General features: G+C 66.9%; 17 protein-coding genes and 1 tRNA gene. 5 read left to right on the top strand and 13 right to left on the bottom strand.

Annotated features, from left to right (window positions below; genetic code table 11):
• The 4 genes from G6034_RS01750 to G6034_RS01735 form a co-directional block, all read right to left on the bottom strand.
• Positions 1 to 181 (bottom strand): hypothetical protein (locus tag G6034_RS01750; protein ID WP_218063422.1); only part of this gene is annotated, 181 nt, incomplete at its 3' end.
• Positions 182 to 441: 260 nt separating this feature from the next.
• Positions 442 to 1,437: a hypothetical protein gene (locus G6034_RS01745; RefSeq protein ID WP_218063421.1), complete on the bottom strand. Its 996-nt coding sequence runs from the start codon at positions 1,435 to 1,437 to the stop codon at positions 442 to 444.
• 70 nt (positions 1,438 to 1,507) lie between these two features.
• Positions 1,508 to 3,088 carry a helicase HerA-like domain-containing protein gene (locus G6034_RS01740; RefSeq protein WP_176633356.1) on the bottom strand — a complete coding sequence of 527 codons (1,581 nt, stop codon included), beginning with the start codon at positions 3,086 to 3,088 and terminating at the stop codon, positions 1,508 to 1,510.
• A gap of 129 nt (positions 3,089 to 3,217) precedes the next feature.
• Positions 3,218 to 4,144, bottom strand: a complete 927-nt coding sequence (locus tag G6034_RS01735; protein WP_176633355.1) for an AEC family transporter — start codon at positions 4,142 to 4,144, stop codon at positions 3,218 to 3,220.
• 96 nt (positions 4,145 to 4,240) lie between these two features.
• Between G6034_RS01735 and G6034_RS01730 the strand changes: the two genes are divergently transcribed.
• Positions 4,241 to 5,110, top strand: coding sequence for an NAD-dependent epimerase/dehydratase family protein (locus G6034_RS01730; protein ID WP_176633354.1), 870 nt, complete (start codon positions 4,241 to 4,243; stop codon positions 5,108 to 5,110).
• Here the strand turns inward: G6034_RS01730 and panD are convergent.
• The gene (gene panD / locus G6034_RS01725) at positions 5,107 to 5,517 is read right to left on the bottom strand and encodes an aspartate 1-decarboxylase (protein ID WP_176633353.1); all 411 of its coding nucleotides are present in this window, start codon (positions 5,515 to 5,517) and stop codon (positions 5,107 to 5,109) included. The genes G6034_RS01730 and panD overlap by 4 nt on opposite strands.
• Before the next feature lie 87 nt (positions 5,518 to 5,604).
• On the bottom strand, positions 5,605 to 6,480 hold the full coding sequence (locus G6034_RS01720; RefSeq protein ID WP_176633352.1) for a LysR substrate-binding domain-containing protein: 876 nt from the start codon (positions 6,478 to 6,480) through the stop codon (positions 5,605 to 5,607).
• Positions 6,481 to 6,609: 129 nt separating this feature from the next.
• Between G6034_RS01720 and G6034_RS01715 the strand changes: the two genes are divergently transcribed.
• Positions 6,610 to 7,944, top strand: coding sequence for an MFS transporter (locus tag G6034_RS01715; protein WP_176633351.1), 1,335 nt, complete (start codon positions 6,610 to 6,612; stop codon positions 7,942 to 7,944).
• Positions 7,945 to 8,116: 172 nt separating this feature from the next.
• Positions 8,117 to 9,163, top strand: a complete 1,047-nt coding sequence (locus G6034_RS01710; protein ID WP_176633350.1) for a fatty acid desaturase family protein — start codon at positions 8,117 to 8,119, stop codon at positions 9,161 to 9,163.
• Between the two features lie 209 nt (positions 9,164 to 9,372).
• Here G6034_RS01710 and G6034_RS01705 read toward each other — a convergent pair whose 3' ends face one another.
• Positions 9,373 to 9,849, bottom strand: a complete 477-nt coding sequence (locus G6034_RS01705) for a very short patch repair endonuclease (protein WP_176633349.1) — start codon at positions 9,847 to 9,849, stop codon at positions 9,373 to 9,375.
• Here G6034_RS01705 and G6034_RS01700 point away from each other — a divergent pair.
• Positions 9,848 to 10,318, top strand: coding sequence for a VOC family protein (locus G6034_RS01700; protein WP_246295195.1), 471 nt, complete (start codon positions 9,848 to 9,850; stop codon positions 10,316 to 10,318). The genes G6034_RS01705 and G6034_RS01700 overlap by 2 nt on opposite strands.
• A 74-nt stretch (positions 10,319 to 10,392) precedes the next feature.
• Here G6034_RS01700 and G6034_RS01695 read toward each other — a convergent pair whose 3' ends face one another.
• From G6034_RS01695 to G6034_RS01680, 5 genes are all read right to left on the bottom strand, one after another.
• A complete protein-coding gene (locus G6034_RS01695; RefSeq protein WP_176633347.1) occupies positions 10,393 to 11,550 on the bottom strand; it encodes a N(5)-(carboxyethyl)ornithine synthase in 1,158 nt (385 codons plus the stop codon).
• The gene (locus tag G6034_RS20050; protein WP_281375351.1) at positions 11,547 to 11,681 is read right to left on the bottom strand and encodes a hypothetical protein; all 135 of its coding nucleotides are present in this window, start codon (positions 11,679 to 11,681) and stop codon (positions 11,547 to 11,549) included. The genes G6034_RS01695 and G6034_RS20050 overlap by 4 nt, the downstream gene beginning before the upstream one ends.
• A gap of 143 nt (positions 11,682 to 11,824) precedes the next feature.
• Positions 11,825 to 11,895 (bottom strand) — tRNA-Gly (locus G6034_RS01690).
• Positions 11,896 to 12,121: 226 nt separating this feature from the next.
• A complete protein-coding gene (locus G6034_RS01685; RefSeq protein ID WP_176633346.1) occupies positions 12,122 to 13,315 on the bottom strand; it encodes a cation:proton antiporter domain-containing protein in 1,194 nt (397 codons plus the stop codon).
• Positions 13,316 to 13,322: 7 nt separating this feature from the next.
• Positions 13,323 to 13,808: a cation:proton antiporter regulatory subunit gene (locus tag G6034_RS01680; RefSeq protein WP_176633345.1), complete on the bottom strand. Its 486-nt coding sequence runs from the start codon at positions 13,806 to 13,808 to the stop codon at positions 13,323 to 13,325.
• A 111-nt stretch (positions 13,809 to 13,919) separates the two neighbouring features.
• Between G6034_RS01680 and dcd the strand changes: the two genes are divergently transcribed.
• On the top strand, positions 13,920 to 14,495 hold the full coding sequence (gene dcd, locus G6034_RS01675) for a dCTP deaminase (protein ID WP_176633344.1): 576 nt from the start codon (positions 13,920 to 13,922) through the stop codon (positions 14,493 to 14,495).
• Positions 14,496 to 14,513: 18 nt separating this feature from the next.
• Here dcd and G6034_RS01670 read toward each other — a convergent pair whose 3' ends face one another.
• On the bottom strand, positions 14,514 to 15,842 hold the full coding sequence (locus tag G6034_RS01670; protein ID WP_246295194.1) for an MFS transporter: 1,329 nt from the start codon (positions 15,840 to 15,842) through the stop codon (positions 14,514 to 14,516).
• Positions 15,843 to 15,961: the final 119 nt, after the last annotated feature.

Here is a 15,961-nt window from a genome sequence, read left to right as displayed (position 1 = left end):
AACCGGAACCGGCGCCGGGACCGGGCGCGGCGCCGGGGCGGGGGGACGGTCCGGTGGACGGGGTGGTGGCGGCGCGGGCCAGGGATTCGGCCAGGGCGATGAGGCGGCGGACGTGCCCGCCGCCGTCCCTGCCCTCCCGTGTGGATCCGGGGTGTCCCGGTGTCCGTGCCGTTGCTTCCATATCCCCCACATTACGGGGTGCCACTGACAAAACCAGATGATTATTCGAATATGTGTACTACCTTTTGTGTGGGTCCCCCTGTGCAGGGAGCACCACCAGAAAAGCCCCGTCCAGGGCCCGGCCACGCGGGCCCCGGCGGGCCCGCCCGAAGCACGGACCCGAAGTACTGACCCGAAATACGGACCCGACATACGGACCCGAAATACGGACCCGAAATACGGACCCGAAATACGGACGCGGCGGGTCCGTGTCGGCGGGGCCTAGTAGCTGACCACCGGGGTCACGTCGACTGTGTTGCCCTCGATCGACAGTTTGGCCGTGAAGCCAAAGTCCTCGGCGTGCTTGACGGGTGCCACAGTCCCGGTGAACAGGTCCTGCTCCTGGTATTCCACCTGGGCCCGGACCGTCAGGGGGGCCATGATCCATTTCCCTCCGTATGGGGTGATGGACACGGAGGGGTAGTCCAGGATGCTCCACTTCACCGCCGAGAGCACGCGGTTGTCGGTGGCGGCACTCATGGGACAGTTGGCGGGCAGCAGCACAGCCTGCTTGGCGCACGCGTCGAGGTACTTGTGGATGGTGGAACCCACCTGCGACAGGAGGTCGCTGGTGGGCCCCGTGGCAAGTGCGACGGCGGGAACGGACTCCAGGGGGCCCGTCACGCTGCGCTGGACTGCCGGGGCGGCGAAAAGCGGCGACTTGTATGCGGTCTCGTAGCTGCCCGGGTAAAAGGCCGCAAAGGAATTCCTGCCGTTGGGCATGTTGACGTCCACGCCGTTGATGGATGCCTGGTTGGCGTTGACCACGGAGACATTGATGGTGGGCAGCGTGGTGGGCACCATGTTCCAGCTGTCAAAGAACATCCACTGCTTGGGGCCCGGCTTGAGCGTGAAGTCCGTGGAGAGGGACTGGCCGCCAATGGTGTAGCTGACGGTGACCTTTTGCTGGTGCTCCGGGGCATCCGTGGGTTCACCGATGTGGACGTTCTTGAGGCCCTCCTGCGACTTGGCAAGGCCGGGGCCATCCAGCACGGCCGCGTTGGCCGAGGGGACCCTGCCGTTCAGCAGGCCCAGCGCCTTGGCGCCGTTGCCGGCTCGGAGGGCGTCCAAATAGGTCTCGACGGTCCGCGCCGGCCCAAAGGAATTGCTGTTCACCACGGTAATGGTGACGATGGCGGCGGCGATGGCCAGCATCAGGATCAGCAGCCACGCGGCGGCAATCTTGATGAGTTCGGCCCCGTTCTTCACGCCGTCCACTGTACCGTCTAGGACTCCGGGCACTGGAATCCGCCGCAGCGAGGTCATGGTTTTGTGACTTTGGCCCCAGTTACCGCCTCCGGCGCGGTGCCGTGCCGAACATATCGCGCATGAGGCTGCGGCCCAGCTGGGAGCCCATGGAGCGGATCATGCTTTTCACGCCGCCGCCCAGCGCGCCACCCAAGGCGTCCATGACCTCCGCACCAAGCCCGCCGCCGTCGTTCCCCGGGACGGGGATCCGGGCCGGCGCGGGAGGGGGAGCCGGGGTTCCGACGGCGGCCCCGGTGGAGGCGGCGGGCGCCTGGGACTCCAGCCGTTCATAGGCGGAGACGGGGTCCACGGCGGTCCCGTAGGTGGGCAGCAGGGCGGAGGCGGCGACCACTGCCTTGACGGCGTCGTCGGAGCTGGGCCCCATGACGGACCCCGGCGCGCGCATCCGGGTCAACGCCACCGGGGTCGGGGCGCCGTTTTCATTCATGACGGTGACCACGGCTTCGCCGATGCCGGCGGAGGTGAGGACTTCCTCAAGGTCGTAGGCGCTCACCGGGAAGGTGGACACGGTGGCCTTGAGGGCCTTCGCGTCATCGGGGGTGAAGGCGCGCAGGGCGTGCTGGACCCGGTTGGCCAGCTGCGCGAGAATGTCGCCGGGCACGTCCTTGGGTGTCTGGGTGACGAAGAAGATGCCTACCCCCTTGGAGCGGATCAGCCGCACGGTCTGGGTGATGGCGTCCAGGAACGCCTTGCTGGCCCCCGTGAACAACAGGTGCGCTTCGTCGAAGAAGAACACCAGCTTCGGCTTGTCGGCGTCGCCCACTTCGGGAAGGTCGCGGAACAGGTCGGCCAACAGCCACATGAGGAAGGTGGAAAACAGGAGCGGCTTGTCCTGCACGCTGGGCAGTTCCAGGCAGCTGATGACGCCGCGGCCGTCGGGGGCGGTGCGCAGCAGTTCGGCAGTGTCGAACTCCGGCATGCCGAAGAAGTCGCTCATGCCCTGGGCATCGAGGGTGATGAGGTTGCGCAGGATGACGCCGGCCGTGGCCTTGGAGAGGCCGCCCAGCTCTGTCAGGTCCGCCTTGCCCTCGTCCGAGGTGAGGAACTGGATGACGGCGCGCAGGTCCTTGAGGTCGTAGAGTTCCAGGCTCTTGGTGTCCGCATAGTGGAAGACCAGCTGGAGGCTGGATTCCTGGGTCTCATTCAGGCCCAGGACGCGGGAAAGCAGGATGGGGCCGAATGAGGTGACCGTGGCACGGACCGGGACGCCGTTGCCGGCGCCGCCCAGGGCCAGGAACTCCACCGGGAACGCCTTGGACTCCCATTGCTGGCCGATTCCCTGCGTGCGGGCCGTCAGCTTGTCGCTGCCCTGGCCCGCGGTGGCCAGCCCGGTGAGGTCGCCCTTGATGTCCGCCATGAAGACGGGGACGCCGGCCGTGGACAGCTGCTCGGCCATCATGTGGAGCGTGACCGTCTTGCCCGTGCCGGTGGCGCCGGCCACCAGGCCGTGCCGGTTCATCATGGCCAGGGGCAGGCTGACCTGCGCCTCGGGGTGGACCTGCCCGTCCACGAGGGCCGCACCGAGCGCAATGGACGAACCACTGAACGTGTAGCCAGCCTTGAACTTTGCGACAATCTCATCTGTGGAGTTGGTAGCCATGGCAAAAGCGTACCCTTGTGTCACATTCGGCGCCTTGCATCCGTGCGGGGATGTCCGCGGCGCCAAGGCCGTGAAGTGGCGCAGCGCTGGGGGCCAACGCTGGGCAGCTTCAAAGTGGGAGGCCTCCTGTCAGCCCAGGAGCACGGCCACGGCAAACATGGCCGGGATCGCCAGGACGGTCGTGGCCAGCACGGTGTCCTTGGCGACGGTCACGCCCACCAGATAGCGCTGGGCCACCACGTAGACGTTTTGTGCCGACGGCAGCGCCGCGGCCACCACGACGGCGAACAGCGCGGCCCCCGACATGCCGAGGACAAAGTGCCCCAGCAGGTAGGCCGCCACAGGGTGGAGCACCAGCTTGAAACCCGTGGCCAGGAGCGTGTCCGTCCGCCGGCCGTCGGCGGCCGAGAGGGGCTTGCTGGTGCCCAGGGACATGCCAAAGGCGATGAGGATGGCGGGGATCGCCGCGCCGCCAATGAGGTGGACGGGCTCGGCCAGCAGCGACGGCAGCCTCCAGCCGGACGCGGCCAGCACCAGCCCCGCCAGGGTGCCGAGGATCATGGGATTGCGGAAAACCTGTAAAAGGATGCGCCCCGGCGTTGCCCGGTGCCCGCTGGTGGTGGCATCCAGCACGAGCAGATAGCAGGGGGTGTAGAACGCGAGCTGGAAAATCAGCACGGGGGCGATCAGCGCCGCATCGCCGAGCACATAGGCGGCGATCGGGATGCCCAGGTTCGCGGCGTTGACAATGGAGGAGGACATCGCCGAGAGCAGCGCCTCGCTCAGGGAGCGCTTGAGCCAAAACCTCGAAATCAGCAAAAACACCAGCCCGGTGAACACGGCGCTTACGGCGGCCACAAGCAGCGGCTCGGAAAACACCTGCTTCAAGTCCGCCTTGGACAGTGTCTCGAGGAGCAGCGCCGGACTCGCCACAAAAAAGGACAGCCGGCTCAGCACCTGGGGCGCGTTGTCGCCCAAAAGGCGGCGCCTGCCCACAAACCAGCCCACCAGGATGATGAGCCACACCACGGAAAACCCCTCGGCGACGGCTAGCACGTCTGGGGTGGGTGGAAAATATTCACGGCGGGCACCTGCCCAGCCTAAGCTGAGAAAGCGTATTCTCTCCGCCCGCCCACGCCACAAGGAGTCATCATGAGCGTCATTCCCGTCAAGTCCATTGCCGTCACCGGCGCGCACGGCAAGGCAGGCCGCGCGGCCGTCGCGGAATTCCTGGCCCACGGATACGAGGTCCGCGCCTGCGACATTGCCGGGCCGGTGGGCCGCAACTCCGAGCTGGGCGCCCCCACCATGCGTGTGGACCTGACCGACTACGGGCAGGCCCTGCAGTTCCTCTCCGGCGCTGACGCCGTGGTCCACCTTGCCAACATCCCGGAGCCGGGCATGTTCCCGCCGGCCGAGACCCTCAACCGCAACACCGCCATGAACCACAATGTGTTCCTGGCCGCCCAGGCGCTGGGGCTGGCCCGCGTGGTGTGGGCGTCGAGCGAGACCACCCTGGGCCTGCCGTTCGCGGACGACGGCGGGACCTTGCGCTATGCGCCCGTCGACGAGGCCCATTTCCCCCATCCTTCCTCGACGTACGCTCTCTCGAAGGTGTTGGGCGAGGCCGCCGCGGCCCAGTTTGCGGCGTGGTCCGGCATCCCGTTTGTGGGCCTGCGCCTGACCAACATCTTCACGGAGGCCGAGTATGTGCGGGTGCCGGGGTTCTGGTCGGATCCGATGTCACGGGCCTGGAACCTGTGGGGTTACGTGGACTCCCGCGACGTCGGCGCGGCCTGCCGCAACGCCATCGAGGCGGACAGCACGGGCAGCGAAAACCTGATCATCGCGGCGGCGGACACGGTCATGGACCGGCCATCGGCGGAGCTCCTGGATGAATTCTTCCCGGGGCTGGAGCGGCGCCGGGACGTGTCGGGGCATGAAACGCTGCTGGCGATCGACGCGGCGCGCCGGGTGATCGGCTACGCGCCGGCCCACTCGTGGCGGGACAGCGTGGGCTAGCGGGCCAGGGCGGGGCGCAGCAGGCCTTCGGTGACGGCCTCGGCCGGGTCGGTGCCCAGCTTCACGATCCTGTTGTCCGCATCCACGTGGACCACGGTGGGCACGTAGTCGCGGGCCTCGGCGTCGGACATTTGGGCGTAGGTGATCATGATGACCAGATCCCCGACGTCGACCAGATGGGCCGCGGCGCCGTTGATGCCGACCACGCCCGAGCCCCGCTCGCCCGCAATGGTGTACGTTTCCAGGCGGGCACCGTTGGTGATGTCCACAATGGAGACCAGCTCGCCGGGCAGGATGTCCGCGGCGTCCAGCAGATCGTGGTCGACGGTGACGGAGCCGACGTAGTGGAGATCGGCGTGGGTCACCGTGGCACGGTGGATCTTGGACTTAAACATGGTTCGGTTCATAACGCCCCCATTCTACCGCGACGCCGGGCGGGGGGCTTGTGAGTTCGCTTACGGCCGGTGGCGCGCGGCCTGCCAGCCGCCCGGCAGTTACCGCCGGCTCAGCGGCGTGAGCTTGCGGCCCATGATGGCCTGCGTCAGCGCGTCCACCACCTCGGTGTTGGCGAGCGGGTTGCGGATCAGGGTGAAGTCGACGTCTCCCACGGGCGGCAGGTCAAAGCGCTTGGTGATGACCTTCAGGTCGTCCGGCACCAGGGAGGTGGGCATGACGGCGATGCCGATCCCGGCGCGCAGGGCCGCCAGCACTCCGCTGATCTGCTTGGTGGAGCATGTGATCCGCCAGGTGCGGCCGTGGTTTTCCAGCGCGTCCAGGGCCAGCTTGCGGCTCAGGCTCGGTGCCGGGTAGACAATGACGGGCACGGGCGAGCCGGGCTCCAGGACCGTCTGCTCCAGCCCCACCCACGCGAAGGTGTCCTGCTTGACCACCTCGCCCTCCTGCGCACCGGACACCCACTTCACGAACACCAGGTCCAGCTGCCCGGCCTTCAGCCGGCGGTGCAGCTGGTCGCTTTGGCTGACCGTGAGCTCAAGGTTGATCTGCGGGTACAGCTGGCGGAATTCGCGCAGGATGCGGGGCAGCCCCGTAATGGCGAGGTCGTCCGCGGTGCCGAAGCGCAGCCGTCCGCGCATGGCGGCGCCGGAAAAGTAGCGGGTGGCGGCGTCGTTCGCGGCCAGGATGGTGCGGGCAAAGCCGGCCATGGCGTCGCCGTTGTCCGTCAGGCGCACGTCCCGGGTGTCCCGGGCCACCAGCACGCGCTTGGCCGCCTGTTCCAGCTTCCTGACGTGCTGGCTGACCGTCGGCTGGCTGATGCCCAGGCGCTCGGCGGCGCGGGTGAAGTTGCGGGTCTCCGCCACGGCCAGGAAAGTCTTCAGCTGCACGGGGTCAAACGTTGGTGTGCCATGCATGCGGTGCTCCACCTCACTATTACGTATTGCAATGCTACTTATAGTCACCATACCCTTTCGACATGAGGTGGCGCTGCCTAGGCTTAAAGGGAGCCATCCACCTAGACCCTTCCAGCCCAGGACCATCCGTTGACGCCCCCTTCAGTAATCCAGAATGCTGCCCTGACCGCACCCATCAACATCGTCGCCACTCGCCCGCCGTGGAACCAGACGTTCTCTTCGCTCAAGATCCGCAATTACCGCATCTTTGCCTCCGCCAACCTGCTGGCCGTCATTGCTGTCTGGATGCAGCGCGTGGCCCAGGACTGGCTGGTGCTGGAACTTTCCGGCTCGGTCACGGCCGTGGGCATCACCGTCTTCATGCAGTTCATTCCGTCCCTGGTGCTCATGCCGCTGGGCGGAATCCTGGCCGACAGGTACTCCAAGCGCCTGATCCTGATGATCACCCAGGGCTCGGCCGGCATTCTGGCGGCCACCATGGCCGTCCTGGCACTGACGGGACAGCTGCAGGTGTGGCACATTTACGTCATCGCCTTCATCCTGGGGCTGGTGGTGGTGGTCGACCAGCCCGCCCGGCAGGTCTTCGTCAACGAGCTGGTGGGTCCACGCCAACTGCGCAACGCCATCAGCCTGAACTCCTCAATCTTCCAGATGGGTGGCATGATCGGCCCCGCCATCAGCGGCATCCTCATCACCGCGGTCGGCGGCGGCTGGGCCTTCGCCGCCAACGCCCTGGCCTGTGCCGTCACCGTCACGTCCCTGGCCTTCATCCGACCCGGCGAATTGGTCAAGATGGCGCCGGCCAAGCGCGGCAAGGGCCAGCTCATGGAAGGCGTCCGTTATGCACTGGCCAAGCCCACCATTTTCTGGCCGGCCGTCATGGCGGGGTTCTTCGCGGTCTTTGGCCTGAGCCTGGCCGTGCTCATGGCGGCCTACGCCAACAACGTGTTCCATGCCGGTGCCGGGGGCTACGGCCTGCTCAACACCCTCGTTGCGCTCGGGGCCCTGGCCGGCGCCCTCGCCTCGACCCGGGTCGCGGTCCTGCGGCTGCGCACGGTCATGTGCGCCGCCGGCGCGTACGGCGTGGTGCTCATGGTCGCGTCGCTGTCGCCGAACATGGTCACCTTTGGCATGGTGATGGTGGTGGCCGGCTTTGCGTCGCTGATGTTCCTGACCAATGCCAACCAGCTGGTGCAGACGTCCACCAACGTCCTGGTGCGCGGGCGCGTCATGAGCCTGTACATCATGGTGCTCATCGGCGGGCAGGCACTCGGCGGCCCACTCATGGGGTGGCTGGCCGAACATGTGGGCGTGCACTGGGCCATGCTCATCGCCGGCGGCATGCCGGCCCTGGCGGCGGCGACCATCGGAATCGCCCTGGCCCGGCGCGGGCACCTGACGCTCAAGGTCAACCTGCGCAGCCTGAGGGCGCCGCTGTATATTGTGCCACGGGCAATCCAGTAGACGTGCACCCTTTTTCGCGGGCACTTCCCAAATGAGGCACGCACCCCATTACGCGGGCACTCTTCATGAGTCTCGTCGCCTCCTTTTCGCGCAACCGGCAGGGAGGTAGACTTGTAGTGGCACCCCAGACCCCGGAAGGCTACCCAAAGCAGAGCTATCCGAGGCGCACATCATGCCAAACTCCATCAACCCCGTCATTGAAACGTACTCAGCGCTGCTGAAAACGGTACGGGCGCGGGGACTCATGCGGCGCCGCCGCACCTTCTACATTTCCCTGTTCGCAGTCCTGATGCTTGCGCTCGGAGCGGCCGGCACCGGTTTCGTCCTGCTGGGACAGACCTGGTTTCAGCTGCTGATTGCCGCCGGGCTCGGGGTCCTGTTCACCCAGTTCGCGTTCCTGGCGCATGAGGCCGCGCACCACCAGATCTTTGCCTCCGGCCGGGCCAACGACTGGTCCGCGCGGATTTTGGGGCCGCTGCTGGTGGGCATGAGCTATGCCATGTGGGTGAAGAAGCACACAGCCCACCACCAAAACCCCAATACGAAGGGCATGGACCCGGACATCCACACCGGCGTGGTCGCGTTCCACGAGGAAGGTGCGGCCACCAAGCATGGTTTGGCGGCCGTGTTCACCCGGCACCAGGGCACGCTGCTGTTCCCCATCATCTTGTTCCTCGGGTTCAGCCTGGTCCTGGACTCGCTCAAAACCCTGCTGGGACGTCAAGGCGTGCGGTACCGCTACGTGGAGCTCGGCCTGCTCGTGCTGCGCTTTGGCGCCCTGCTCACGGCGCTGTTCCTGGTCCTGCCGTGGGGCATGGCACTGGCGTTCGTCGGCGTGCAGATGGCCGTGTTTGGCTTTTACATGGGGGCGTCGTTCGCGCCGAACCACAAGGGCATGCCCATTCTGGAGGCCGGCAGCCGCGTTGACTTCCTGACCCGGCAGGTGGTGACGAGCCGGAACATTCGCGGCGGCTTCTTCATGGACACGCTGCTGGGAGGGCTGAACCACCAGGTGGAGCACCACCTGTTCCCGGACATGGCCCGGCCGGAACTGCGTCGGAGCAATGGGCTGGTCCGCGAGGCGTGTGCAAGGAACGGCATTGAGTTTACGGAAACCTCACTGCTTCAGTCCTACGCCATTGTGGTGGCCTACCTCAATCGGGTAGGCCTGTCTGCCGTTGATCCGTTTGAATGCCCGCTGGTGCGTCAGTTCCGCTGACTGCCGCGTTGACGGGGGCCGGCACCTGCCGGATTCTTTGGTGGGGCCAAAAACCTGATGGCGTCCATGGTTTGCGCGTCATGCCCACCGGCTGCGGCGCCCACCCCTCGTCTTGAATCATTTTGCCTGCGGACTTCCCCAATGAAATCACCTTTTCGCTAGCGCGATGGACCAACTTATTTGAGCATAGGGTCCCCGCGGCGCTGGTGCTAGGGGTCAAAGGGTTTTTGGTACCCAAACTGGGACACCTCAGGACGCCGGGACCGTTCCAGCCGGGGCGGCCCGAGGAAACCGAACAATGCGGCGGACACCTGGTCCAGCGCCTTCAATTCGCATTCCCACACCGTGATGGTGCCCCACCCCAGTTCGTGGAGGAGGGCCAGCGCCTGGGCGTCACGTTCCACGGTCCGGTCCCGCTTGGCCTGCCAAAATTCGGGGTTGGTTTGCGGCCGGCGTGTTCCGTTCGGGCACGAATGGGAGTGCCAGAAACAGCCATTGACAAAGATGGCCTTCCGGCGTCCGCGAAAGACGAGGTCCGGCGTGCCGGGCAGGCCGGCCGCATGGAGCCGGTACCGGTAGCCGTGCGCAAACAGCAGCCGGCGGACCAGCATCTCCGGCTTGGTGTCCTTGCCCTTGATGTTCGCCATGACCCTGTGGCGCTGGTCCCGGGTCAACGAATCAACCATGGCGTCCATGCTACGCGTGCGGCGTACTGTGGAGACCAAGGAAAGTGGGGCCGCCATGGGGCAAGTCAGCATCCGGTACATAGTCAACGACGTCGATGCCGCGATCGGTTTTTACGTCGGCCTGCTGGGGTTCGCGGAGGTGATGCACCCTGCCCCGGGATTTGCCATGCTTTCGCGCGGGCCCCTGCGGCTGCTGCTCAGCGCACCCGGTGCCACGGATGCCAGCGGCGCACCCGGCGGCGGGGGCCACGCGTTGGCCGACGGCACGCTTCCAACGCCGGGCGGCTGGAACCGCTTCTCCCTCCAGGTGGAGGACGTGGCCGCGCAGGCGGCACGGCTGGCGGCGGCGGGGGTGGTGCTGCGGACCGGTGTGATCAACGGCGTGGGCGGCCGGCAGGTGCTGGTGGAGGACCCCTCCGGCAACCTCGTTGAACTGTTTGAGCCGGCCCTGCCCGAAGCGGCCGAGTAGGCGCGCGGGGCGCGGCCCCGCCGGGCCGTGCCCCAACACCCCCGTGCCCGCGCCGGGCCGGAGCCGCCGGCCCCCTACGCCAGGGGCAGGTGAGGGTAGCTTGCCTGGCGCCCCTGGAACTCAAGGATGGCGGGGTTGCCGATGACGCCGTCGTGGATTTCAATGGCGCGCCGGATGGTCTCGTTCGCCTCCCATGACTGCGGCCCGGCCACCACCGGCTCGATGAAGGGAAGCAGCGCCTCACTGATCTCCCACGTGGCGGAATTCCACAGGTAGGACGGGCTGTGGTCCACGGCGTAGTAGTTGATGTGGCGGCCCACCGTGAACATGGGGTCGGTGAACGAGGTGTTGCGGGCCCAGCTGAAGCCCATGCCTTCGTCGCAGGAAACATCCACAATCAGGCTGCCGGGCCGGAAACCGGCCAGGTCCGCCTCCGCCAGGTAGGTCACCGGCGCGTTGGGGTCCTGCAGCGTGCAGTTGACCACGATGTCCGCCTCGGCAAGGAACGCCGCCAGGGGCGCGTCGCCGTCGTCGAGCATGACGAATCCGGTGTGCGGGGGCTCCGGGGCGAAGTCGAACTGCACCATCTCCGCCGAGTGGATCGGGGAGGCGACGGCAGCCACGCTGCGGCTGGTCAGCACCTGGACGTCGTGGATGCCAAGGGCACTCAGCGCCGTGACCGCGCCGCGGGCGGTGGCGCCAAAACCGATCACCACGGCCTTGAGCCGGCGCCCGTAGTCACCGGTGGAGCCGATCAGCGACAGTGAATGCATGACCGAGGAGTACCCGGCCAGCTCGTTGTTCTTGTGGAAAACGTGCAGGCCAAATCCGCCGTCGGAGGCCCAGTGGTTCATGGCCTCAAACGCAATCAGGGTCAGCTTCTTGTCAATGGCCAGCTGCGTGATGGCCCGGTCCTGGACGCAGTGCGGCCAGCCCCACAGCACCTGGCCGTCTCTGAGGTCCGCCAGGTCTGAGGCCTGCGGTTTGGGCAGGATGACGACGTCGGAGCGCGCCACCACCTCCTCACGCGGGGACACGGAGCCCACCAATTCGGCCAGCGCGGCGTCGGAAACGCCAAACCGGACACCGTAGCCTTCCTCGACCACCATGCCGGCGCGGACGTCGGCCTCGATGCGGGAAAAGTGTTCGGGGTGGATGGGGGCGCGGCGTTCGTCGGGCTTGCGCGACGCCCCGAGGACGCCGAGTCGCAGCCCGGTCCTGGCGGCCGTCATTTTTTCTTTGCGGGCGTGGGTTTGTCCGCGATCCCGGCAGTCGCCTCACCGGCGCGCTTGTCGGCGCGCTTTTCCTTGATGGACTTGCTGGATTTCTTTGATGCGGTTTGCCGTGGTGATTTGTCGCCCATGTCAGCTCCTCAGGTGGAACCGAAAATGGTCCCATGGTCCCGACCCTACACGCACTCGCTGGGTGCCGGCCCCTCTGCCAAATCCGGCCCCGACGTAAAGCAGTGCCCCTGTTCTGAGCAACAGGGACACTGGTCTGGGAGAGAGCGGGCGACGGGAATCGAACCCGCGTATCGAGCTTGGGAAGCTAGCGCTCTACCATTGAGCTACGCCCGCACAAGCCGCCGTCACTGTGAAGTCTTGTCCCGGCGGTGGTGCTTCGATCAAAAGTCTAGCGGATGTTTGGGAAGTCCCCGGACACCGCCGCACGACGCCGCCGGTCCCCGCGCGACGACGCCGGACGCCGCACGCGGGGCGCCGCACGCCGGTGCGGGACGGGTGTGCGGCGCAACGGGTGGCGCGCACGGCAGCCGGGCCTCCGGCGTCGGACGGCCCGGGCGGGTCAGAAGATGATCTCCGGTTCCTTGCCCCGGGACTTCTTGCCCTGGAACAGGCGCACCAGCGGCTCCACATAGCGGGCGGCAACGGGGCCAAACACGGCCATGATCAGCACGTAGGTGGTGGCCAGGGCAGCCAATTCCTTCGGCACGGCCCCGGACGCCACCGCGAGCCCGGCAATGACAATGGAGAACTCGCCGCGGGCAATGAGCGCGGCCCCGGCGCGGGCCTGGCCCAGGGTGGCAATGCCCTGCCGGCGGGCGGCCCACCAGCCGGTGATGACCTTGGTGGCGGCCGAGACCACGGCGAGTGCCAGGGCAACTCCAAGGACGGGAGGGATGGTGCGGGGGTCGGTGTTCAGGCCAAACAGCACAAAGAACATGGCGGCGAACAGGTCGCGCAGGGGCTCCAGCACGCGGGTGGCGTTCGTGGCCGTGCCGCCGGAGATCGCGATCCCGAGCAGGAACGCCCCCACGGCCGCTGAGACCTGCAGGGCCGACGCGAAGCCGGCCACCAGCAGGGCGGCGCCCAGCAGCTTGAGCAGGAACGACTCCCGGTCCGGGCTTTCCAGGACGTTGGAGACAATGTGCCCGTACCGCAGGGCGCCCAGCAGGACCGCGGAAATGACGGCCAGGGATATTCCGACGGTGGTCAGCCCGCCCAGGAAGGACACCCCGGCGAGCACCGCGGTCAGGATGGGCAGGTAGGCTGCCATGGCCAGGTCCTCGATGACCAGGATGGCCAGGACCACGGGGGTTTCCCGGTTTCCGAGACGGCCCAGATCGCCCAGGACCTTGGCGATGATGCCGGAGGAGGAGCTGTAGGTGATGCCGGCCATGACCAGGGCGCCGACGGGCCCCCAGCCCAGCATGAACGCCACGGCGATGCCCGGCACCATGTTCAGGACCAGGTCCAGCAGGCCTGCCATCCAGGATTGCCGCAGGCCCGTGACGAGTTCGTGGGCCGTATATTCCAGGCCAAGCATCAGCAGCAACAAGATGACGCCGATCTCGCTGGCGATGTGCGCAAAATCGTTGATGCCGCCGAGGTCCACGAGCCCGCCGTGGCCAAACGCCAGTCCTCCCAAAAGGTACAGCGGCACGGGGGACATGCCAATGCGTCCGGCCAGCCTGCCCAAAAAGCCCAGCGCAAAAAACACAACTCCGAGCTGGATGAGGGAGAGCGTGGTCGGATCCACTACGGAACTACAATCTGGACTGCAGGATTTGGGCCGCCTCTGCCAGACCGGACTCCGTGCCAACAATGACCACCAGGTCACCCACCTCCAAAAGCTGGTCCGGGCGCGGCGAGCCGATGACCTCGTCGCCGCGCAGCAGCGCGACGATCGAGGTGCCGGTCAGGGTGCGCATCTGCGTGTCACCGAGCGGGCGTCCCGCATAGGTGGACCCCGGCCGGATCAGGATCTGGTGGGTCGTCACCCCGGCCACGTCCTTTTGTTCCTTCGACAGCTGGGCGATGAGCTGGGCTGAGCCGAGGAGGGAGCCCAGGGCGGAGGCTTCCTCGGCGCTGAGCGGGATGGACGCGGCACAGGCGTCCGGGTCGTCAACGCGGGAGAGGATCAGTTCGGTGTGTCCGTCGCGGTGGGTGACAACGCCCACCCGACGGCCCGTGGCGAGCTGCACTTCCCTGCGCACGCCAATTCCCGGAAGAGGGGTCTCTTCAATATTCATGGTCTTACCTTAGTCGTCCTGCGCTGCCAATTGGCGTTGGTATTCAACGCTGGCGGAGCGCAATATAGTCCCCGCACCGTTGGGTGGGCGGGCATGCGCTATTTTTAGAGGGTGCTGATCTCAGACCGCGACATCCGAGCCCACCTTGACGCCAACCGGATTGGCCTGGACCCGTATGACCCTTCCATGGTCCAGCCATCCAGCGTGGATGTACGCATTGACAGGTACTTCCGTCTCTTCGACAACCACCGCTACGCGCACATTGACCCGGCCGAGGAACAGCCGGAGCTGACCCGCCTGGTCGAGGTGGACCCGGACGAAGCCTTCATCCTGCATCCCGGCGAGTTTGCCCTCGCCTCCACCTATGAGACGGTCACGCTGCCGGACGACGTCGCCGCCCGCCTCGAGGGGAAGTCGTCGCTGGGGCGCCTGGGCCTGCTGACGCACTCCACTGCCGGGTTCATCGACCCCGGCTTTTCCGGGCACATCACGCTGGAGCTCTCCAACGTGGCGACGCTGCCCATCAAGCTGTGGCCTGGCATGAAGATCGGCCAGCTGTGCTTCTTCCAGCTTTCGTCCCCGGCCGAACACCCCTACGGCAGCGGGCAGTACGGCAACCGCTACCAGGGCCAGCGCGGCCCCACGGCGTCGCGGTCGCACCAAAACTTCCACCGCACCAGGATCTAGCTCGGGCCTGATCCGGCCTCAGCGCTCCGCGGCGGCGTGGATCGGGGCCTTGACCGGCAGCAGGAGGGCCAGTCCCAGCACCAGCACCAGCACTATCCCCAGGATGCCCCAGCGCTGCGTGCCAAACGCGGTGATGAACACGGTGAACATGGCCGGGGCCAGGAAGGACACGGCGCGCCCCGTGGTCGCGTACAGGCCGAACAGCTCTCCCTCCTGCCCGGCGGGGGCGAGCCGGCCGATGAACGTGCGGGCGGACGACTGAGCCGGGCCCACGAACAGGGTCAGCAGCAGCCCGAAAATCCAGAACGCGCTCTTGCCGTGCAGGAAGAACATGGTCCCGCCGCACACCACCAGCCCGGCCAGCGAGGTGACGATGACCGCCTTGGGACCCACCTTGTCGTCAAAGAAGCCGGCGGACATGGCCCCGACGGCTGCCACCACGTTCCCCGCAATGGCGAAAATCAGCACGTCGCCGGTCTTGAAACCAAACGAGCCCACGGCAATGACCGCCCCGAAGGTGAAGATCGCGGCCAGCCCGTCGCGGAAAACCGCGCTCGCGATCAGGAAGTACAGGGTGTGCCGGGAGGTGCGGGACAGGCGGACAATGGTCCGCCACAATTCCGCGTAGGCCTGGAAGAAGCCGATCCGCGGCATGTTCGGATTGCGGGGCGACTCGGGGATGGCAAACATGACGGGGATGGAGAACACGATGATCCACAGCGCCGAAAATACGGCCACGGCGCGGTAGGACATGCCGTCGGCGCTGGTGATGCCGAAGACGCCGACGTCGGGCCTGATCAGCCCGAAGTAGACCATCAGCAGGGCCACGATGCCGCCCAGGTAGCCGGCCGCCCAGCCAAAACCGCTAATCTTGCCGATGGTGTGCTTGGTGGAAATCTGCAGCAGCATGGCGTTGTAGTTCACACCCGCAATCTCAATGAAAACGTGCCCGGCAGCTATGAGCATGCAGCCCAGCAGCAGGTACGACTCGTGCGGCTGGACAAAGTAGCACGCACCCGTCAGGAGGGCCACGATCAGCGTGTTGATGCCCAACCACAGCTTCCGGCGCCCGCTGTGGTCCGTGCGCTGCCCGGCGACCGGGGCGAAAAGGGCAATGGCAAGACCGGCGATCGACATGGTCAGGCCCAGCACCGCCGATGCGTGGTCCGCGCCGCCAAAGGCGGCGCCGGTCAGGTACAGGGCCGTGAAGATGAAGGTGGTCATGACGGCGTTGAACGACGCACCGCCCCAGTCCCACAGGGACCAGGCCGTGATCTGCCACGGGGTGCCGGGCGTCCTGGCCGTCTGCGCGGGCGGAATGGCGGCCGCCGGGGGGAACTCAGTCATAGGGCACATGCTATAGGCACGGGGCGGCCGACGGGCGGACATTGACAAAGCGACTTGGGGGCGTGCTTGCCGCCACATCCCGCCGCCGGCACCGTGTGCCCCCGCGCCGTGGGCCGGGC

Origin of the sequence: Arthrobacter wenxiniae (assembly GCF_013376105.1) — a bacterium.
GTDB lineage: Bacteria > Actinomycetota > Actinomycetes > Actinomycetales > Micrococcaceae > Specibacter > Specibacter wenxiniae.
Note: the sequence above shows the minus strand (reverse complement) of the source record. Positions and strands in the feature narration are given on the sequence as shown.